This window comes from Acidovorax sp. NCPPB 3576 (assembly GCF_028473605.1).
Taxonomy (GTDB): Bacteria; Pseudomonadota; Gammaproteobacteria; order Burkholderiales; family Burkholderiaceae_C; genus Paracidovorax.
The window spans coordinates 3,368,893-3,388,336 of record NZ_CP097267.1 but is presented as its reverse complement, the minus strand read 5'-3'; the positions used below and the strand labels follow the sequence as shown (position 1 = coordinate 3,388,336).

At 69.0% G+C, this 19,444-nt stretch carries 17 protein-coding genes; 4 read left to right on the top strand and 13 right to left on the bottom strand.

Going from position 1 to position 19,444, the window contains the following annotated elements:
- Nucleotides 1-49: 49 nt before the first annotated feature.
- Both M5C98_RS15605 and M5C98_RS15600 read right to left on the bottom strand, forming a co-directional pair.
- Nucleotides 50-1,198 (bottom strand): DNA topoisomerase IB, encoded by a 1,149-nt coding sequence (locus tag M5C98_RS15605; protein ID WP_272548354.1) that lies wholly within the window; start codon nucleotides 1,196-1,198, stop codon nucleotides 50-52.
- 281 nt (nucleotides 1,199-1,479) lie between these two features.
- Nucleotides 1,480-3,564 carry a TonB-dependent receptor domain-containing protein gene (locus M5C98_RS15600; protein ID WP_272548353.1) on the bottom strand — a complete coding sequence of 695 codons (2,085 nt, stop codon included), beginning with the start codon at nucleotides 3,562-3,564 and terminating at the stop codon, nucleotides 1,480-1,482.
- Between M5C98_RS15600 and M5C98_RS15595 the strand changes: the two genes are divergently transcribed.
- Complete coding sequence (locus M5C98_RS15595) at nucleotides 3,563-3,724, top strand: hypothetical protein (RefSeq protein ID WP_272548352.1); 162 nt, start codon at nucleotides 3,563-3,565, stop codon at nucleotides 3,722-3,724. The genes M5C98_RS15600 and M5C98_RS15595 overlap by 2 nt on opposite strands.
- Before the next feature lie 45 nt (nucleotides 3,725-3,769).
- Here M5C98_RS15595 and M5C98_RS15590 read toward each other — a convergent pair whose 3' ends face one another.
- The 6 genes from M5C98_RS15590 to M5C98_RS15565 all read right to left on the bottom strand — a co-directional run bounded on the left by M5C98_RS15590 (nucleotide 3,770) and on the right by M5C98_RS15565 (nucleotide 9,890).
- On the bottom strand, nucleotides 3,770-4,501 hold the full coding sequence (locus M5C98_RS15590) for a response regulator (RefSeq protein ID WP_272548351.1): 732 nt from the start codon (nucleotides 4,499-4,501) through the stop codon (nucleotides 3,770-3,772).
- Nucleotides 4,498-6,117 carry an ATP-binding protein gene (locus tag M5C98_RS15585; protein WP_272548350.1) on the bottom strand — a complete coding sequence of 540 codons (1,620 nt, stop codon included), beginning with the start codon at nucleotides 6,115-6,117 and terminating at the stop codon, nucleotides 4,498-4,500. The genes M5C98_RS15590 and M5C98_RS15585 overlap by 4 nt, the downstream gene beginning before the upstream one ends.
- A 17-nt stretch (nucleotides 6,118-6,134) precedes the next feature.
- Complete coding sequence (locus M5C98_RS15580; protein WP_272548349.1) at nucleotides 6,135-6,434, bottom strand: hypothetical protein; 300 nt, start codon at nucleotides 6,432-6,434, stop codon at nucleotides 6,135-6,137.
- A gap of 74 nt (nucleotides 6,435-6,508) precedes the next feature.
- Entirely contained in the window at nucleotides 6,509-7,426 is a 918-nt protein-coding gene (locus M5C98_RS15575; protein WP_272548348.1) for a dioxygenase family protein, read from the bottom strand.
- A gap of 200 nt (nucleotides 7,427-7,626) precedes the next feature.
- Complete coding sequence (locus M5C98_RS15570; RefSeq protein WP_272548347.1) at nucleotides 7,627-8,967, bottom strand: aminotransferase class V-fold PLP-dependent enzyme; 1,341 nt, start codon at nucleotides 8,965-8,967, stop codon at nucleotides 7,627-7,629.
- Complete coding sequence (locus M5C98_RS15565; protein ID WP_272548346.1) at nucleotides 8,967-9,890, bottom strand: amino acid ABC transporter substrate-binding protein; 924 nt, start codon at nucleotides 9,888-9,890, stop codon at nucleotides 8,967-8,969. The genes M5C98_RS15570 and M5C98_RS15565 overlap by 1 nt, the downstream gene beginning before the upstream one ends.
- Before the next feature lie 142 nt (nucleotides 9,891-10,032).
- On the opposite strand from M5C98_RS15565, the gene M5C98_RS15560 reads away from it, so the two are divergent.
- The gene (locus M5C98_RS15560; RefSeq protein WP_272553302.1) at nucleotides 10,033-10,944 is read left to right on the top strand and encodes a LysR family transcriptional regulator; all 912 of its coding nucleotides are present in this window, start codon (nucleotides 10,033-10,035) and stop codon (nucleotides 10,942-10,944) included.
- A gap of 39 nt (nucleotides 10,945-10,983) precedes the next feature.
- Here the strand turns inward: M5C98_RS15560 and proX are convergent, their stop codons facing one another.
- From proX to M5C98_RS15540, 4 genes are all read right to left on the bottom strand, one after another.
- The gene (proX, locus tag M5C98_RS15555; RefSeq protein WP_272548345.1) at nucleotides 10,984-12,021 is read right to left on the bottom strand and encodes a glycine betaine/L-proline ABC transporter substrate-binding protein ProX; all 1,038 of its coding nucleotides are present in this window, start codon (nucleotides 12,019-12,021) and stop codon (nucleotides 10,984-10,986) included.
- A gap of 37 nt (nucleotides 12,022-12,058) precedes the next feature.
- Entirely contained in the window at nucleotides 12,059-13,342 is a 1,284-nt protein-coding gene (gene proW / locus M5C98_RS15550) for a glycine betaine/L-proline ABC transporter permease ProW (protein WP_272548344.1), read from the bottom strand.
- Nucleotides 13,339-14,631, bottom strand: a complete 1,293-nt coding sequence (gene proV, locus M5C98_RS15545; RefSeq protein ID WP_272548343.1) for a glycine betaine/L-proline ABC transporter ATP-binding protein ProV — start codon at nucleotides 14,629-14,631, stop codon at nucleotides 13,339-13,341. Before proV ends, proW begins: the two co-directional genes overlap by 4 nt.
- A 633-nt stretch (nucleotides 14,632-15,264) precedes the next feature.
- Entirely contained in the window at nucleotides 15,265-15,876 is a 612-nt protein-coding gene (locus M5C98_RS15540) for a TIGR00645 family protein (RefSeq protein ID WP_272548342.1), read from the bottom strand.
- 199 nt (nucleotides 15,877-16,075) lie between these two features.
- Here M5C98_RS15540 and acs point away from each other — a divergent pair, with 199 nt between their 5' ends.
- Nucleotides 16,076-18,070 (top strand): acetate--CoA ligase, encoded by a 1,995-nt coding sequence (acs, locus tag M5C98_RS15535; protein WP_272548341.1) that lies wholly within the window; start codon nucleotides 16,076-16,078, stop codon nucleotides 18,068-18,070.
- A 354-nt stretch (nucleotides 18,071-18,424) separates the two neighbouring features.
- Nucleotides 18,425-18,904, top strand: coding sequence for a LapA family protein (locus tag M5C98_RS15530; RefSeq protein ID WP_272548340.1), 480 nt, complete (start codon nucleotides 18,425-18,427; stop codon nucleotides 18,902-18,904).
- A 200-nt stretch (nucleotides 18,905-19,104) separates the two neighbouring features.
- Here M5C98_RS15530 and M5C98_RS15525 read toward each other — a convergent pair whose 3' ends face one another.
- Nucleotides 19,105-19,410 (bottom strand): c-type cytochrome, encoded by a 306-nt coding sequence (locus M5C98_RS15525; RefSeq protein WP_272548339.1) that lies wholly within the window; start codon nucleotides 19,408-19,410, stop codon nucleotides 19,105-19,107.
- Between the last annotated feature and the right edge of the window lie 34 nt (nucleotides 19,411-19,444).

Here is a 19,444-nt window from a genome sequence, read left to right as displayed (position 1 = left end):
GCCGCTGAGCTGGCACTGAAGAGGTGCCAGCGCCTCGTTGACCGCCGGCTCAGTGCGTGGCCTTGCGGGCGCGCGCAGCGCGCACCGGGCGGTCCTGGTGCCGCAGGAACGCCAGCAGCCGCCGTTCGGCGGCCTGCAGCGCGCGCGGGGTGTTGGTGCCGCCGATGCGTTCCCACAGCACCTGCATGTCCGGCCCGGCGTCGGACGTGAGCCGCGATCCCAGCGCCAGCACCGAGGGGTGCACGTACGACTTCTTGCACACGGCCGGCGTGTTGCCCAGTTGCCGCGCCACCTCGGCCAGGATGTGCTTGGCCGTCACCGCGGGCGCGCCGGGCTGGGGCGAGCAGGCCAGCCGCGTCAGCTCCAGCGCCTGCACGGTGCCGTGCCAGGTGCGGAAATCCTTGGCGGTGAAGTGCTCGCCCTCCTGCGTGCCGGTGATCTCGCGCAGGTAGTCGTTCACGTCGCCGGAATCGACGGCATGCAGCGCGCCGTCTTCGCCCTCGTACTGGAACAGTTCCTGGCCCGGCAGCTGCTGGCAGCGGCGCACGACGCGGGCCACGCGCGGGTCGTCCAGCGTGGCCTCCTGCTGCACGCCGCTCTTGCCGCGAAACCGCAGCTGCAGCTTGTTGCCGCGCAGCGCCGCATGGCGGGTGCGCAAGGTGGTCAGGCCGTAGGAGCGGTTGGTGCTGGCGTATTCCTCGTTGCCCACGCGCAGGTAGGTGGTGTCCAGCAGGCGCACCAGGGTGGCGAGCACCCGCTCGCGGGACAAGGCCGGGCCCGACTTGGCCCGCAGGTCGCGCGCCACCCGGGCGCGGATGCGGGGCAGGGCGCGGCCGAAGGCCTGCATGCGTTCGAACTTGGCCTCGTCGCGCTGCAGGCGCCAGTCGGCGTGGTAGCGGTACTGCCGCCGGCCGCGCGCGTCCAGCCCCGTGGCCTGCAGGTGGCCGTTGGGCAGCGGGCAGATCCACACCTCGGTGTAGGCGGGCGGGATGGCCAGGCGCTGGATGCGGGCGATCTCGTCCGGGTCGGTCAGCCATTGGCCGTCTGGCTGGCGGTAGCGAAAGCCCTCGCCCTTGCGCTCGCGGCTCAGGCCCGGCATCTCGGGGTTGACGTAGCGCAGGCCGCGGGCCAGGCGGGTGGCGGGCGGGCGGGCCGGCGAAGCGGCGGCAGGGGCGGTGGCAGTGGCGGTGCGTGGCATGGATGGGACGGCAGGCGGTGCGGCAAAAGGGGGCGCGAAACGCGCCCCCCGATCTCAGCCCAGCCGGCGCGGGCCGGCTGTAGGAGGCAGCCCGCTGCGCCGGTGGGAGTGCATCCGCGCCGCGCCGGCCCGGTTGGGGCTCGTGCTGCGGGCCATGGGTCGAAATGGCCTGCAGTGCAATATCCACTAGGGCATTGTGCTATGAAAAATATAGCATCCGAGATGGATGCAGCAGTGGGCGCAGTAGTGGCTGCCGCACCGCTGCACGCATCGCCCTGGCCTCAGAACCGCGCCGTGGCCCCCACGAAATAGGTGCGCCCGCCGTTGTCGTAGTTGCTGCCCAGTTCCCGCGTCTGCTTGTCCGCCACGTTGAGGATGCCGGCCCGCAGCGTGAAGGTTTCGTTCAGCCGGTAGCTGGTGGTCAGGTCCACGGTGGTGTAGGCCTTGGCGAAGGTGGTGGCCGCGCCGGTGACGACGAGTTCCTTGCCCACGTAGCGGGCGCTGGCGTCGGCGGTCCAGGCCGGGGCGATGCGCCACTGCAGCGATGAATACACGGTCAGGCGCGGCACGGACAGCAGCGAGGCGCCGGTGGTGAGGTTTTTGGACTCGAACATCTTCGTGGCATTGGTGCGCCAGTCGAGCGACGGCGCCAGCGGCACGGTGGCGTTGGCCTCCAGCCCGCGCGTGCGGGCGCGCTGGGCGTTGGCCATGCGCGTCCACCAAAAGCCGTTGTACAGGCCCAGGGGCTGGTAGTCGATCTTGTTCTTGAAGTCGGTGTGGAAGTAGGTGGCGCCGAAGGCCCAGCCGCCCTGCTCGTAGCCCGTGCCCAGTTCGAAGTTGGTGCTGGTCTCGGGCTGCAGGTCGGGGTTGCCGGCCATGTAGCAGCCGCGCGTGCCGTCGGCATTGACGCTGGTGCTGGTCCAGCCCAGGCCCGCCAGGCTGCGGCAGCCGTTGCCGCCGGACTGCGTGGCGGCGCTGGGCGAGTTCTCCTTCAGGCCCGGCGCGCGGAAGCCGCGCGACACGCCGGTGCGCACCGTCCAGGCCGAGGCCGGGTGGTAGACGAAGTAGGCGCGCGGGCTCCAGTTGTTGCCGTACTTTTCGTGGTGGTCCATGCGCAGGCCGAGCGTGAGCGCCAGGTTCTCGCGCAGGAAGATCTGGTCTTCGCCGAACAGCGCCCAGGTGGTGGCCGACAGCGACGATCCCGACACCGGCCGCCCGCTGTAGTCGATGGGGGCGAGGCCGATGGTGTCGCGGTTGTCCAGTTCTTCCTGCTTCCATTGCAGCCCGGTGGTCAGCATCTGGTCGAAGCCCAGGAGCTTCAGCGGCATGTCCACGCGGCCGTCCAGCGTGGTTTCGCGCGAGTGGTTGCCGATGGTGTCGCCCAGGTCTTCGTATTCATGGCGCGACAGGTTGATCTTGGAGCGCACGTCGCCCCATCGGCCGTCGTGCCCCAGGCCGAACGAGGTGTGCCGCAGCCGGCTCAGGCCCCAGGGGCTGACGACCTGCGCGCCGCTGGCGGTGCGCGCATCCGAGCCGGTGGCGCGCTGCGTGGCCTGGGCCGCCTCGATCGACACCGACTGGTCGGGCGTGAGCTGCCAGTTCAGCAGCGCGTTCAGGCCCTGGTTGCGCGCGCCGGCCGTGGACGGGTAGGTGCCCGCATGCCCGCCCGTGCCTTCGTCGGCATCGCGCTCGGTGTAGTTGCCCGACACGCGCAGGCCGATGCGGTCGGTCACCGGGCCGCTGACGGTGAAGCCCGTCTGCCGCGTGTCGCCGCGCTCCGAATCGGAGGGCCTGGAGTCATTGACCGTGGCGGAGCCGCCCCAGCGCAGGCCGATCTTGCGGGTGATGATGTTGATCACGCCGCCCATGGCGTCCGAGCCGTACAGCGACGACATCGGGCCGCGCACCACCTCGATGCGCTCGATCATCTCGGGCGAGATCCAGTCCAGGTCCTGCTGGCCCAGGTCGTCGCGGTAGTTCACACCGGCCGAATTGCCCTGGCGCTTGCCGTCCACGAGGATGAGCGTGTATTTCTCGGGCAGGCCGCGCAGGCGGATCTTGGACTGCGCGCCCGTGCCCGACAGCCCGCCGGTCACGCCGGGAAGGGTGGACAGCAGCTCGCCGAGGCTGGTGACGGGCTTGCGCTCGATGTCTTCGCGGGTGATCACGCTGATGCTGGCGGGTGCCTCTTTGATGTCCACGGCCGTGCCCGAGGCCGTGACCACCACGGTGGACAGGGCGGCCTGCGCGGGTTGCGCCGGTTGCGATGCGGACGGCTGCGCGGTCTGGGCGTGCGCACCGGCGTTCAGGGCCAGCGCGATGGCGAGGGACAGGGGCTGGGGGCGGAGCGAAGGCGGCAAGATCATGGAAGCAGTTTCCTGTAAAAAACTGCAAATGATAGTGATTCGCTTTTACTATTTGACCAATTGGTGGGTTTTAGAAGAAATTTCGGGCTTCTTCGAATGGTGGAAAGAGAGGTTGAAAAAGCAGAAATCCGCAGTGGCAGAGAGAATTGTCAGCTATTGAAAAAATAGCAAAATCCTGTGCCATCGGCCATCGCTCACTGACTGGCTACTCGGCCTCCGCCTGGCGTTCCTGGCCCGACGCCTGTGCCTTGCCCGCATCCTCATCGAACGCGAAGCCCACCCCGTACACCGACCGGATCCATTCCACGCCGTCGCCGCTGGCGGCCTTGAGCTTCTTGCGCAGGTTCTTGATGTGGCTGTCGATGGCCCGTTCGTTCACGTCCAGCGTGTCGCCATAGGCCAGGTCCAGAAGCTGCGCGCGCGAGAAGATGCGCCCGCTTTGCCGCGCCAGCGCCTGCAGCAGGCGGAATTCGCGCGGGGTCAGCGTCACCTGCGTGCCGCGCAGCGTGACCTGCCAGTGCGCCTCGTCCAGCGCCAGCACCGGCGGGCCGGCCGTGGCCGGCGCCTGGGCCATGCCGCGCCGCAGCACGGTCTTGACCCGCGCCACCACCTCGCGCGGCGAGAACGGCTTGCAGATGTAGTCGTCCGCGCCCAGCTCCAGGCCGATCAGGCGGTCCACCTCTTCGACCCGGGCGGTGAGCATGATGATGGGCTTGTCGGTGTGGCGGCGCGCCTGGCGCAGCACCGACAGGCCGTCGAGCCCCGGCAGCATCACGTCCAGCAGGGTGAGGTCGGGCGGCGTGGGGCCGGTCAGCCGGGCCAGGGCGCCCGGGCCGTCGGCCACGTGATCGGCCTCGTAGCCGGCGTGGCGCAGGTAGTCGAGCACGATGTGGGCGATGTCGGTCTCGTCCTCGACGACGAGGATGCGCGCTGTCATGAAGGGTTCTCCAGCAAGGGCAGGGTGAGGGTGGTGCGCAGCCCGCCGAGCGGCGAGGGCTGCGCGGTGATGCGGCCGCCGTGCGATTGCACGATGGCCCGGCAGATCGCCAGGCCCAGGCCCGATCCGCCCAGGTCGCCCGTGGCGCGGGCGCGCGATGCCTCGGCGCGGTACAGGCGGTCGAACAGGCGCGGCAGGTCGTGCTCGGCCACGCCGGGCGCGGTGTCGTCGAACTGCAGCACGAGCGAGGGCGCGGGCCCGCTGCGCTCGGTCTGCGCCTGGATTTCCAGCCGGCCGCCGGGATCGGTGTAGCGCACCGTGTTTTCCAGCAGGTTCAGGAACACGCGGTGAAGCTGCTGCGCGTCGCCGCGCACCAGGGGCGGGGGCGACAGGCGGGCGAGCGCGGCCAGCCCGTGCGTGTCCACCGCGAGGTCGGCCTGGTCGAAGCGCGGCTGCATGGAGGCCACGGCCTCCGCCAGCAGCGACAGCGGGTGCACGGGCACCAGCGCCGAGGGCGCGCTGCCCGCGGCGGCATCCAGGCTGGCGCGCAGGTCGCCCACCAGCTGGATGAGCCGCATCACCTGCCGGTGCAGGCGCAGCGCGGTCTTGTCGTCGAAAGGGCGCACGCCATCCTGCACGGCCTCGATCTCGGCGCGCATCGCCGCCAGCGGGGTGCGCAGCTCGTGCGCCACGTCGCCGATCCACTGCCGGCGCGAGGCTTCCATGCCGCCCAATTGCTCGGCCATGTCGTTGAAGGTGAGCGCCAGCCGGGCCAGCTCGTCGTCGCCATGCACGGCCACGCGCGTGTCCAGCCGGCCCGCCGCCACGCCGCGCGCGCCGTCCACCAGCGCGCCGATGGGAGCGAGCCAGCGGCGGGCCAGCGCCCAGGACAGCAGCAGCGCCAGCGCCAGGCCGGCAATGCCGGTCCACACCACGAAGCCCAGCTGCCGGGCGATGAAGGCGCGGTCGGCCTCGGTCTCCAGGTGGGACGGCGGGCTCAGCACCAGTTCGCCGATGGGCGTGCCGTCGCTGCCGCGCAGCGGCAGGCGGGCGGCATCGGGCGTGGGGCGAACGCCGGCCACCAGGCGGCCCTGGGCATCGAGCACGCCGAGCCGCTGCGACAGCATGGAGCCGGGCGGCGGTGGCGGACGGTCGCGGCCGTCGGGCGAGCTGCGATCCGGCGAGGTGCGATCGGGAGAGTAGCCATCGGGCGGCGGGCCTTCGCCGGGTTCGCCGAAGTCGGGCGGTGGCGGAGGGCGCTCGCGAAAGCCGCCGCTGCGGCCCTCGTTGCGGGCCGTGGCGTTATCGCCGCTGCGGCCGTTCGGGCTGCCCGCGCCCTGGGCGTTGCTGCGCAGCGCGGGGCTGTCGCCGGGGCGGCGCATCTCGCGCCACAGCTCGGGCTGGGTGCGCAGCGTCTGCCAGCCGCCGTGCAGCAGGTGCATGCGCTGCAGTCGCGCGGCCAGCCAGTCCATGCGGGCCAGCTCGATCTCGGCCACGTACGGGCCCAGTCCGCGCTGCAGCCCCAGGCGCGAGAACCCCACGAAAAGCAGCAGCAGCACGGCCAGCAACAGGGTGAGCGCGAGGAAGGCTTTGCTTTGCAGCGTGAGGCGGGGCATGGGCGGCTGGTCGGGGGTCAGCGGGAGGGGGGCGGGCCGCCAGCGCCGGGAGGAGGGCCGCCGGCGGGCATGGCCACGAGGGTGCCGTTCATTGTGCGGCATGTGCCGGGCAGGGTCTTGCCGTCCGGCATGGTCAGCGTGACCGAGGCGCCTTCGGTCTGGCCCTTGCAGGCGGTGTAGGCCTCGGGCGGCGGGCCGGGGGGCTGTCCGTTGGGGCCGCCCTGGGCCAGGGCGTTGGAGGCGGCCAGGGCCGTGAGCGACAGGCCCAGGCAGAGGCCGGCGAGGGTCGTGATGGTCGGGTGGCGGGAAGGGAACATGGTGGCGCTGGCCTTTCTGGGCGTTTTTCAAAGGGCCCGGGGCGGGCGCCCCGGGAGGAGGGTCAGGCGGAGGGTCAGGCGGCGATCGAGATCGTGATGGCGGCGGTGTAGCCGCCGCTGCCGTTGCTTTGCATGGTCACCATCTCGAGGTCGGTGCCGTCGCTGAACACGTTGTCGGTGGCGAAGGTGATCGCCGCCAGGTTGGACACGCTGGCGCTGTAGCCCGCATTGCCCGTGTAGATGGAGCGCAGGGTGTCCGTGGGGAACGCGAGCTGGGTGGTCTTGACCTTGTTGCTGGCCGTGGTGGCCACCGACAGGCTGGGATACACCTCCAGGTGCATGTGGGGCATGCGCCCGGCGTAGCAGCCCGGCACGATGGTGGTGAAGGTGACGGTGCCGCTCGCATCGGTGGCCTGCACGCCGCGCAGGTAGTTGGCGGCGATGCTGCGCTCGGTATAGACCGAGTAGTCGCCGCCCTGCGAGCAGTGCCACAGGTAGATGGCATAGCCCTGCAGCGCCGCGCAACTGGCACGCGTGTTGGTGAGCGTGATGGTGATGGTGAGCGGCACGCCGCCCACGGTGCTGGACGAGCCGATGTTGCTGCGGATGTCCTGGCGCACGATGCCGCTGAGCGCGAGCACGTTGTAGTTGGAGTTGCTGGCGTTGGAGCCGTCGGCGGGGTAGGGCCCGGCGGTTTCCTCGGGGACGACGGAGCAGGTGGTGTTCGTTCCGGTGCCAGTTCCCGTACCCGTGCCCGTGTCCGTTCCTGTCCCGGTTCCGGTTCCGGTTCCGGTTCCGGTTCCGGTGCCCGTACCGGTTCCCGTCCCTGTGCCGGAGCTGTCGGCCACGGCGTCGGAGCCGCCTCCGCCGCAGCCCAGCAGCGTGGCGATGCCCAGGGAGCCGATGGTGCCGAGTGCCAGGCGCCGCCGCTTGTCCGCGGTGGACGCTGCGATGTCAGCGGCCGCGGTGGCCAGTGGGGTGGATGTGTTCATGGTTCCTCTCCTTTTCCTTCGTTGGGGATGGAGGAACTTTGCAATCCAATTGAGGAGAAATTGAGGCGGCGCGCGCCCTTCTTTCCACTAGGTGGACAATGGAAATGCTACTTTTTTGATAGCAATGTGCCCTAGATAATCATGCGCTGGAGGCCTTTTTCGCCTCCAGCGTGGCCGGACCGCCCCGGCCGGCGCGCCGCTCACGCCGCGGCGAACGCCTGGGCGATGTCCTGCGTCACCGCCAGGAATCGGTCCACATCGGCCGTCGAGTGGCAGTGCAGCGGCGAGACGCGCACTGCGCCCGCGAGGCCGAACGACTCCAGCATGCGTCGCGAATACAGGCTGCTGGCCGAACGCTCGTACACCGTCACGCCGCGTGCGCCGTACTCGCGCACGGCGCTGGTGCAGTCCAGGTGCGGAAAGCCGATGCCGACGATCAGGTCGCGCCGGGTGAGGTCGGGGTGGTCCAGGAACACCTCCACCCCCGGCATGGCGCGCAGCCCGGGCACGGCGCCTGCGCCGTCATTGCCGTTCAGCAGGCGCGACAGCAGCGCGCGTTCGTGCAGTTCGATGGCTTCGATGCCGGCTTCGAAGCGCGCCCGCCGGCTGCCGGGGGCCGCATCGCTGGCGTGCTCGCCCTCGGGCGCCTGGGCGCCGAGCCAGCACACGTAGTCCACGATCTCCGTCATCACGGCGAACTGCCACGGCGCGGTGCTGCCCAGGTCCCAGAAGTCGGCGGGCTTGGCCGTGAGCTTGTGGTGCGGCAGGGCGGCCGCGCGGTCGGACAGCCAGGCGAAGCCCGAGCCCCGGCAGCCGAAGAACTTGTAGGGCGCGATGTTGATGCCGTCCACCGGCGTCTTGTGCAGGTCGATGAGGCCGTGCGGCGCGTGCTGCACCGCATCCACCAGGATGTACAGGTCGGGCCGGATGGCGCGCGCCCGGCGCACGATGGCCTCCAGGTCCAGCTTGGCGCCGGAGATGTTGGAGGCGTGGATCACATTGAGCACGCTGGTGCCCTGGTCCACCAGGCCCACGATGGCGTCCACGTCCACGCCGCCGGTGGCGCGGTTGCTGGGCGCCACGCGCAGCTCGCGGCCCAGTTCGCGGGCGTAGCGGTCCATGGCGTCGTACGACGAGGGGTGCTCCAGCACGGTGGTGACCATGTTAGTGCCCGGCACGTTCTGCGCCACGGCCCGCACCATCTCGAACATGGCGCCCGAGGCGGTGAGCGCGGCGTACACGCTGCCGCCCCTGGCATTGAGCACCAGGCGCACGTCGGCCACGCCGGCGGCCTGGATGTCCTGCAGCTCGCGCGCCGTGGCGTGGATGCGCTCGGTGTTGTCCGGCACGGCATCGATCTGCGCGAAGCGCTCGACCGCCGCCTTCAGCCGGAACGAGCCGCCCGCGTTGTCGAAATACAGCCGTTCTTGACCGTGGTGGTCGCGCTCCACCTGCAGGAAGCGCTCGCGCACCTCGCGCATCAAGGCGTCGGAGAAGAGGCGGCCCTGCGGGTATTGCGTCGCGTTGCTTTGGCCTGCCATCACACGCCCTTGTTGCTGGGGTTGCGGAAGGCCTCGCGCACGGCGTCGGACATGGGGAAGTTCAGGTTCACGTTGCTCGGCGGGATGGGCTGGGTGAACCAGCGCGCGTACAGGCGCTCCATTTCGCCGGAGCGCATCAGGCCGGTCACCGTCTGGTCCACCAGGGCCTGGAACTGCGGGTCGTTCTTGCGCAGCATGATCCCGTAGGGCTCCTGGCGCAGCACCACGTCCTTGAGGATGCGGAAGTCGCCCGGGTTGGGCGCGGTGGCGATCAGGCCGGCCAGCTGCACGTCGTCCAGCACGTAGGCGGCGGCGCGGTCGCTGGACAGCAGCAGGAAGGCATCGGCCGTGTCCTTGCCCGAGATTTCCTGCACCTCCAGGTTTTCTGCGCGCTTGTAGGTGCGCAGCAACTGGATCGACGTGCTGCCCGCCACGGTGGCCACCGTCTTGCCGGCCAGGTCGGCCAGCGACTGGATGCCGGAATTCTTCTTCACCGCCACGGTGATGTTGGTCACGAAATGGCTGGGCGCGAAGTTCACGTGCTGCTGGCGCACGATCGAATTGGTGGTGGTGGCGCAGTCCAGGTCCACGGTGCCGTTTTGCAGCAGCGGAATGCGGTTGAGCGAGTTGAGCAGCGTGTACTGCACGCGCAGCGTGGGCAGGCCGAGCTTGGCCTTCACCGCCTCGGCGATCTTCAGGCAGATGTCGTTGGAAAAGCCGATGGGGTCGCCGCTGCCCGTGGGCTTGTACGAAAACGGGATCGAGCTGTCGCGGCTGCCGATGATGAGCGTGCCGCTGTCCTTGATCTTGCGCAGGGTGTCGATCTCCTGGGCACTGGCCGCGGTGGACAGCAGGGCGGCGCAGACCGCCAGGGGCAGGGTGCGGCGCAGGGCGAAGGCAAGGGGGCGGGGCAGGCGGTGCATGGCGGGCTTTCGGGGGAGGGGGCGCGGGGGGCCTCGCGGCGGCGAGGGGCTGAATGGCATTCTGGAAGCGCCGACGCTTTTGAAAAAGCGATTTTTTGTGCTGGAATCAGATGAATAAAAGTGTTCGATAAGCCCCGCCATGATGACCTTCAAGCAACTCGAAGCGCTGTACTGGATCGGCCAGCTGGGCGGCTTCGCGCAGGCGGCCCAGAAGCTGCACACCTCGCAGTCGGCCGTGTCCAAACGGGTGCACGAGCTGGAGCTGCTCTTCGACACGCCCCTGTTCGACCGCAGCCAGCGCACGGCGCGGCTCACCGAAAAGGGCGAGGAGATGTTCGTGCTTGCCCGTAAGCTGCTGCGCCAGCGCGATGCGGCGGTGGAGCAGTTCGGCAAGCCCGGCGTGATCGAGCGGCGCCTGCGCATCGGCGTGACCGAACTCACCGCGATGACCTGGCTGCCCCGGCTGGTCGCCCTGGTGCAGCAGCACTACCCCAAGGTGACGCTGGAGCCCGACGTGGACGGCAGCCTGCCCCTGCGCGACAAGCTGCTGGCCGACGAGCTGGACCTCATCATCGTGCCCGATGCCTTTGCCGATGCACGCCTGCCGGCCAAGGCCATCGGCCAGGTGGAAAGCGCGTGGATGTGCAAGCCCGGGCTGGTGCCGGCCGGCACAGTGCGGCTGCACGAACTGGCGCGCCACCGCCTGCTGGTGCAGGGCAATGCCTCAGGCACCGGGCGGCTCTACGACGCGTGGATGAAGGAGCGCGGGGTGGAACTGGCCGACGCCATCGTGGTGAGCAACCTCGTCGCGCTCACGGGCCTCACCGTATCGGGCCTGGGCGTGGCCTACCTGCCCCGGCACTGCCTGGCGCCGCTCATCGCCGCGGGCATGCTGGCCGTGATCGACGTGGTGCCCGCGCTGCCCAGCGTGCCTTACGTGGCCATGCACAAGGGCGAGCACCGCAGCGCGCTGGCCGCCTCGATCATCATGCTGGCGCAGTCGTGCTGCGACTTCACGCGGGCCTTCCAGGCGCAGGCCGATGGCGCGGCGTGATGCCCTCGGGCAGCGCGTGCCCGGGGCCTGTGCGCCGCCTCAGGGCCTGGCCGCGGCGAGCGCCTGCTGAATCCAGCCGTCGAAGGTCTTCTGGTGGGCCTTGATCCAGCCGTCGGCATGGCGCGCCACGTCGGCCGGCTGGTTCTGGCCGTTCTTCATCGCCAGGTTCTGGGCGTTGATGTCGCCCACGGGCAACTGCATCACCTCGAACAGGCGCGCGGCGGCCGGGTTCTTCTCGGCGAAGGCCTTGTTGGCCACGATGCGCTGGGTGTTCAGCACGAAGCCGTAGTTCTTGCCGTCCGGCAGTGCGGTGTCCTGTCCGGCCTGCGCGCCCGGCAACGAAGACCGTGGCACTTGCAGCCACACCACGTCCTGGCCCGGGCGCAGCACGCCGCTCACCCAGTAGGGCGTCCAGGTGTAGTAGAGGATGGGCTGGCCCTGCTTGAAGCGCGCGATGGTGTCGGCGATCAGCGCCGAGTAGCTGCCCTGCACGTGCGTGACCGTGGCGCCCAGGCCGAAGGCCTTCAATTGGTGCTCGATCACGCCCTCGCAGCCCCAGCCGGGGTTGCAGCCCGTGAGGTCGGCCTTGCCGTCGCCGTTGGTGTCGAAGAGCTTGGCGAGCTTCGGGTCCTTGAGCTGGTCGATGTGGGTGATGCGGTACTTCTCGGCCGTCTTGCGGTCGATCAGGTAGCCCTGCGCGGCGTTCTGCGAATAGGTGCCTTGGCGCCACAGCTTGGCATCGCCGCCGGCGTTCTTGTAGAAGTCCGCGTGCAGCGGGTCCCAGTGGTCCGCCATGAAGGTGGCGTCCCCGTTGGCGATCGCCACGTGGGCGGTGGCGTACTCGATCTCCTTGATGGGCTGCACGTCGTAGCCCAGCTTTTGCAGCGCGCGGCCCACCAGCAGAGTCTGGAAGGTCTCTTCCGCGATGGAGCTTTGCAGCGGCTGCACGCGCACGCCCTGGCCCGGCAAGGGCTGCGCAGCGGCGGCGCCGGCCAGGCCGGCGGCGAGGGCGCCGGCGGCCAGCCAGGTGCGGACGAAGGGGCGCGAGGGGCGGAGGGAGGGGGTGATGCAGGTCATGTCGTCGTCCTTGTTTCTGGAGGGGGATGGGCGGGGCTCAGTGGCCGGCGGAGGCCCATTGCGGGGAGGCCGTGGCGCTGCCTTGTGCGGCAGGCGGTGGCGTGGCCGCATCGGCTGCAGGGGCGGGGTTGCTGCGCCGCGCGGCGAGGCGCCATACCAGGCCAGCCGGGCCTGTCTGCCACCAGTGGCGCACGCCGCGGCGCGGCTGGCCCATGGACTGGGTGATGCGGTCCAGCGTGATGGCCAGCAGCACGATGCCCAGGCCGCCCACGGTCGCCAGGCCCATGTCCAGCCGGCCGATGCCGCGCAGCACCATCTGGCCCAGGCCGCCCACGGCGATCATCGAGGCGATCACCACCATCGACAGCGACAGCATCAGCGACTGGTTGATGCCCGCCATGATGGACGGCATGGCCAGCGGCAGCTGCACCTTGGCCAGCAACTGCAGCGGCGAGGCCCCGTAGGCCCGCGCGGCCTCGATCAGGTCGGGCCGCACCTGGCGCAGCCCCAAGTTGGTCAGGCGCACCAGCGGCGGCAGCGCGAACACGATGGTCACCACCACTCCCGGCACGTTGCCGATGCCGAACAGCATCACCACCGGCACCAGGTACACGAAGGCCGGCGTGGTCTGCATGGCATCGAGCACCGGCCGCATCACGCGCTGGGCCCGGTCGCTGCTGGCCAGCAGGATGCCCAGCGGCAGCCCGATCACCAGGCAGAAGGCCAGCGAGGTCAGCACCAGCGACAGCGTCACCATGGCCTCGGGCCAGATGCCCAGCATGGCCACGAGCAGCAGCGAGACCACGGTGCCCACGGCCAGCGCGCGCCCCGCGAACTGCCAGGCGAGCACGCCGATCAGCGCAATCATGGCCAGCGTGGGCACGCTGGTGAGTAGGCCCTCCACCCAGGCCAGCGTGCCGTCGATGGGTGCGCGCACGGTCTGGAAGAACGGCCGGAAATGCGCCACCACCCACGACAGGCCGTGGTTGATCCACGACTCCACGGGCAGGCTGCCGTCCCACAGCTGGTGCAGGTGAAAGCCCCCGGCCGTGGGGTCGAAGCCCGTGGCGGCGTCGCCGGGCGTGGCGCTGGCGGGGGCGTTCAGCCAGTCGGTGTTGCCGGCATCGCTGGGCGCGGTGGATGCGGCCCAGGGATCGGCCGCCGCCTCGGGGGCGGGGACCTGCTGCACCGCGGCGGCCGGGCTATCCCAGGGCGATGCCGAAGCCGCAGGCGGTGCCTCCGCGGCGGGCGTCCAGGGGGTGGACTCGCCGGCCGTGGGGTTGGCGGTGGAGTCGAGCGATGGGGCGGTGGGCTGGTTCATGCCGGGCTCCTTTCGGATGGTTCAGTGGCGGGCAGGGGGGCGATGGCGGGTGCGGGCGCGGGCGCGGGCGGCAAAGGGTCCGGCGGCACGGGCGGCGTGTCGCGGTCGAGAAAGCGCAGCAGCGTGGTCTTGCTGATCGCACCGCGAAAGCGGCCGCCGTCCTCCACCACCGGCAGCGGGCAGGGCGCCTGCGCCACCTGGCCGAACAGGTCCGCCACCGGAGCGTCCACCGGAATGGGCACCACGCCGTCCAGATAGGCGTGCTGCAGGCCCAGCGGGCCCACGTGGCCCTGGAGCGCGGCGCGCAGCGAGTCGGCCGAGACCGTGCCCAGGTACATCCGCGCCGGGCTCACCACGTAGGCGAAGTCGCGGTCCTGCTCCTCCAGCTGCTGCAGCGCGGCGCGCGAGCCCCGGTCGCGCTGCTCCGACACCACGGTGAGCGGGCGCCGGGCGATGTCGCCGGCCTTGAAGACGGCCGCCGCGTCCACGCCGCGCACGAAGCTGCGCACGTAGTCGTTGGCCGGGTTGCGCAGGATCTCGTCGGGCGTGCCCACCTGCACCACGTAGCCGTCCTTCATGATGGCGATGCGGTCGCCGATGCGCATGGCCTCGTCCAGGTCGTGCGAGATGAAGACGATGGTGCGGCGCTGGATCTGCTGCAGGCGCAGCAGCTCGCTCTGCATCTCGGTGCGGATGATCGGGTCCAGTGCGGAGAACGCCTCGTCCATCAGCAGGATGGACGGGTCCGACGCCAGCGCCCGCGCCAGGCCCACGCGCTGCTGCATGCCGCCCGACAGCTCGTCGGGATGGCTGTCGGCCCAGCATCCCAGGCCCACCTGCTCCAGCGCCAAGGCGGCCTGGCGCTGGCGCTCGGGCCGGGCCACGCCCGCCAGTTCGAGGCCGAACGCCGTGTTGTCCAGCACCGTGAGGTGGGGCATCAGCGCGAACGACTGGAACACCATGCTGATGTCCTTGCGGCGCAGCGCGCGCAGTTGCCGGTCGGACAGCGCGTTGATGTCCTGGCAGTCCACCAGAATGCGGCCCGCCGTGGGCTCGATCAGCCGGTTGAGCATGCGCACCAGGGTCGATTTGCCCGAGCCCGACAGGCCCATGACGACGAAGATCTCGCCCGCCTCGATGGTGAAGCTGGCGTCGAACACGCCGATCGAATGGCCGGTGCGCGCCAGGATGTCCTGCTTGCTCAGGCCCTGGCTGGCGAGTTCGAGCGCGGCTTGCGGCGCATCGCCGAAAACCTTGAACACATGTTCGATGGTGATTTGTTTGGCCACGGTGGGGGTCCTCCCTCGGTTGGAACGGGTTGAACACGCCCCGGCCGCCCGAGGGCGGGCGGGGCTGCGAAGGCCGGACGATTCAAAGACCCTGATGCGGCAGCCGAACCCGAACGCCCAAGGCGCGCAGGCACTGCAGTGAAAGGGTGGGCACCGAGGTGACCGGGATCGGCCCGAATGGCACGCGAGGCGGTGCGCAAGGGCCTGGTGCGTGCCGGGAGAGGTCTGGTCGGAGGACTCCCGGAAATCACGCGGCGCCGGGCCCGGTGAAGGGGCTGGGCGCCGAAGGCATCAGGGCCGAATCGTCGGCCGTGGGCCAGGCGGGAGGCGGTCGATGCCGCGGTTCACCTGGCGAGATCCGCCCCCTGTGAAAGCAGCCCGATAGGCCGCCCAAAGAGCGGATTACCTGCATTGCAGGTTGTAAAACAATCGGAAAGTATAGGTATTGGGTGTTTTTGTGTCAAAAGACCCGGGTTTGCCCGATGTGCTATTCGCGGGCGCAGCCGCCATGGCGCGGTGTTTTTCTGTTGCTATATTTTTGGTAGCTACAAAGGCAATGAATCCAACGGCAAGAGCCTCGAAAGGTCCGAATTCGGGGCCTTGCCGGGGCTCTGCGGGAGTGCGCGCTGGCGCTCAGTGCTTTTCGTGCGAAACGTTCAGCAATTTGTCAGTGTAGGCAATGGCGATGGCGCTCAGCAGGAACACCACGTGGATGATCGTCTGCCACATCAGCACCTTCTCGTCGTAGTTGGCGGCGTTGATGAAAGTCTTGAGCAGGTGGATCGAGCTGATCCCGATGATCGACAGGCCCAGCTTCACCTTGAGCACCGAGGCGTTCACGTGGCCCAGCCATTCCGGCTGGTCGGGGTGGCTTTGCAGGTTGAGCCGGCTCACGAAGGTCTCGTAGCCGCCCACGATCACCATGATGAGCAGGTTGGAGATCATCACCACGTCGATGAGGGCCAGCACGACCAGCATGATCACCGTCTCGTTGAGCGCCGTGACCTCCACGCCCGGCTTGTAGCCGATGCTGGTCACCAGCGACTGCAGCGCGCCCTGGTGGCCGAACGCGGCCTCGATCAGGTGCCACAGCTCCACCAGGAAGTGCCACACGTACACGCCCTGGGCGGCAATGAGTCCGAGGTAGAGCGGCAACTGCAGCCAGCGGCTGGCGAAGATCAGCGAAGCCAGGGGGGTGAGGGACTTGCTGCCATTGCGGGAAGCAGGGGGTTGCGGGAAGGCCATGGGAGGTTTTCGTGAAAATCGCTGGAAATGAAAGTCGCGCGATTCTAGAAGCACCGGCCGCGCGCCTTGTGACAGAAACCCGCCTTGCGGTACAGGCGTAGCATCGGAGCCCGGGGCGGCTGCCGACATCCGTCAGTGGCATGTAAGTGCAGCGCCCGACAGTACCGCGAAACTATCTTGATCCCAGGAGACAAATCCCATGAGTGCGTCCTCATCCATGATCGAATCCGTGCTGGTGGAAAACCGCGTTTTCCCGCCTTCCGAAGCCCTGCAGAAGGCCGCACGCGTTTCCGGCATGGCCGGCTACGAGGCGCTGTGCGCCGAGGCCGAGCAGGACTTCGAAGGCTTCTGGGCCCGCCTGGCGCGCGAGAACCTGCAGTGGACCCAGCCTTTCACCCGCACGCTCGATGCCTCTAAGGCGCCGTTCTATGAATGGTTCGCCGATGGACAGCTGAACGCCAGCGCCAACTGCCTGGACCGGCACATCGGCACCCCGGTCGAGAACAAGACCGCCATCGTCTTCGAGGCCGACGACGGCACGGTCACCCGGGTCACCTACAAGGAACTGCTGGCCCGCGTGGGCCAGTTCGCCAACGCGCTCAAGGCCAACGGGGTGAAGCAGGGCGACCGCGTGCTCATCTACATGCCCATGACCGTCGAGGGCGTGATCGCCATGCAGGCCTGCGCGCGCATCGGCGCCACGCACAGCGTGGTGTTCGGGGGCTTCTCGGCCAAGGCGCTGCAGGAGCGGATCATCGACGCCGGCGCGGTGGCCGTCATCACCGCCAATTACCAGATGCGCGGCGGCAAGGAGCTGCCGCTCAAGGCCATCGTGGACGAGGCCCTGGCCATGGGCGGCTGCGACACCATCCGCAGCATCCTCGTGTACCAGCGCACGGCCACCGCCTGCGCCATGGTGGCGGGCCGCGACAAGACCTTCGCCGAGGCGCTGCAGGGCCAGAGCAGCGACTGCCCGCCGGTGCCCGTGGGCGCCGAACACCCGCTGTTCATCCTGTACACCAGCGGCTCCACCGGCAAGCCCAAGGGCGTGCAGCACGCCACCGGCGGCTACCTGCTGTGGGCCAAGCTCACCATGGACTGGACGTTCGACCTGCGCCCGGACGACGTGTTCTGGTGCACGGCCGACATCGGCTGGATCACCGGCCACACCTACGTGGCCTACGGGCCGCTGGCCGCGGGCGCCACGCAGATCATCTTCGAGGGCATTCCCACCTTCCCGAACGCCGGCCGCTTCTGGCAGATGATCGAAAAGCACCGCTGCACGATCTTCTACACCGCGCCCACGGCGATCCGCTCGCTCATCAAGGCCGCCGAAGGCGATGCCGCCGTGCACCCCGCACGCTCCGACCTGTCGAGCCTGCGCATCCTGGGCAGCGTGGGCGAGCCCATCAACCCCGAAGCCTGGATGTGGTACTACAAGAATGTGGGCGGCGAGCGCTGCCCCATCGTGGACACCTTCTGGCAGACCGAAACCGGCGGCCACGTCATCACCCCGCTGCCGGGCGCGACGCCGCTGGTGCCGGGCAGCTGCACCCTGCCGCTGCCGGGCATCGCGGCCGCCATCGTGGACGAGGTGGGCAACGACATCGCCAACGGCACGGGCGGCATCCTGGTCATCAAGAAGCCCTGGCCCAGCATGATCCGCACCATCTGGAACGACCCCGAGCGCTTCAAGAAAAGCTACTTTCCCGAAGAGCTCAAGGGCTACTACCTGGCGGGCGATGGTGCCGTTCGTTCTGCCGACCGCGGCTACTTCCGTATCACGGGCCGCATTGACGACGTGCTGAACGTCTCGGGCCACCGCATGGGCACGATGGAGATCGAATCGGCCCTGGTTTCCAAGACCGACCTGGTGGCCGAGGCCGCGGTGGTGGGCCGGCCCGACGACGTGACGGGCGAGGCGATCTGCGCCTTCGTCGTGCTCAAGCGCTCGCGCCCCACGGGCGACGAGGCCAAGGCCATCGCCAAGGAACTGCGCGACTGGGTCGCCAAGGAAATCGGCCCCATCGCGAAACCGAAGGACATCCGCTTCGGCGATAACCTGCCCAAGACCCGCAGCGGCAAGATCATGCGGCGCCTGCTGCGCTCCATCGCCAAGGGCGAACAGATCACGCAGGACACGAGCACGTTGGAAAACCCTGCGATCCTGGATCAATTGGCTGAAACCAATTGATCCAGGGGGGGCCGCCGCAAGGCGGCCCGGCGCGAAGCGCTCGCAGGGTTTGACGGCACTCATATCGCCGCAGGCGATGTGAGTGACGGCAAAATCCCTCATCTCGGTGACTGGCGCCAACCGACGGGCCTAAAAGCGCCGCAGGCGCGCAGGCATTCTTTCAAACGTGGGTTTCTGTCCCCATCAAAACCACCGCACGCTTCCGTTCGGTGGTTTTTTCACGCCCGGCCCGCACTGTAGGACAGTGCCGGTTTCAATTTCCAGCCCGCGATAACCGCCGCTGCTCAGGTTAAAAACGTCCCCCAACCGCACCTGCCCCCAGCTGCGGATTTCGACACCTTCCGGGAGATTGACATGAATTTCAGAACCATCGCGCTGCTGGTCATCGTGGCCGCCATGGCCGTGCTGGCCGCGCTCAACTGGACCACGCTGGCCACCCCTTCCATCATTTCCCTGGGGCTGACCTCCTTCGAAGCGCCGCTGGGCCTGCTCATGCTGGGGCTGACCGTGCTGCTGGGCGTGTTCTTCATCGCCTATGTGCTGTCGCTGCAAGGCTCGGTGTTGCTGGAGACGCGCCGCCATGCCAAGGAAATGACGGCCCAGCGCGACCTGGCCGACAAGGCCGAAGCCTCCCGCTTCACCGAACTGCGCGTTTTTCTCGAAAACCAGAACCTGCAGTCCCACGCAGCGCTCATCGCGCGCATCGATGCGATGGAACTGCACCTGGCCCAACGCGCGCAGGAGTCGGACAACACCACGGCGGCCTATGTGGGCCAGCTCGAACACCAACTGCGTGGGACTCCGCGCGTCGATTCCCGCATCGATCCGATCTGACGTAATGGGTTTAGGACTTACGCAAACAAGGATGCAGCAACGGCTTTGCCCAAAAGCGAGCGCCTTGCCTGAGCCCCTTTTTGCGTAAGTCGTGGGGTTGACTGGGCGGCCCGCCCGCTGCCGCCCCTCCAAAACAAACGCCGCGCTGCACGGGTCCCGTGCAGCGCGGCGTTTGTTTTGATCGGCAGCGAGGGTTGGATTTACTTCAGCGACAGCACCCAGGCAGCCAGCTTCTTGGCGTCGGCATCGTTCACCTGGGCATTGGCCGGCATGGGCACCGGCCCCCACACGCCCGAGCCACCCTTCATGATCTTGGCGGCCAGCTTGTCCACCGCATCCTTTTGGTCGGCGTATTTGGCGGCCACGTCCTTGAACGACGGACCCACCAGCTTCTTGTCCACCGCATGGCAGGCCATGCAGTTTTTCGAGGTGGCAAGGGCCTGGTCGGCCAGGGCCGGCGCGGCCACCGACAGGGCCATCGCGAGGGTGATCAGGGTGCGCTTCATCGGGGGTTTTCCTGTGGGTTGTGGGTTAGTATCC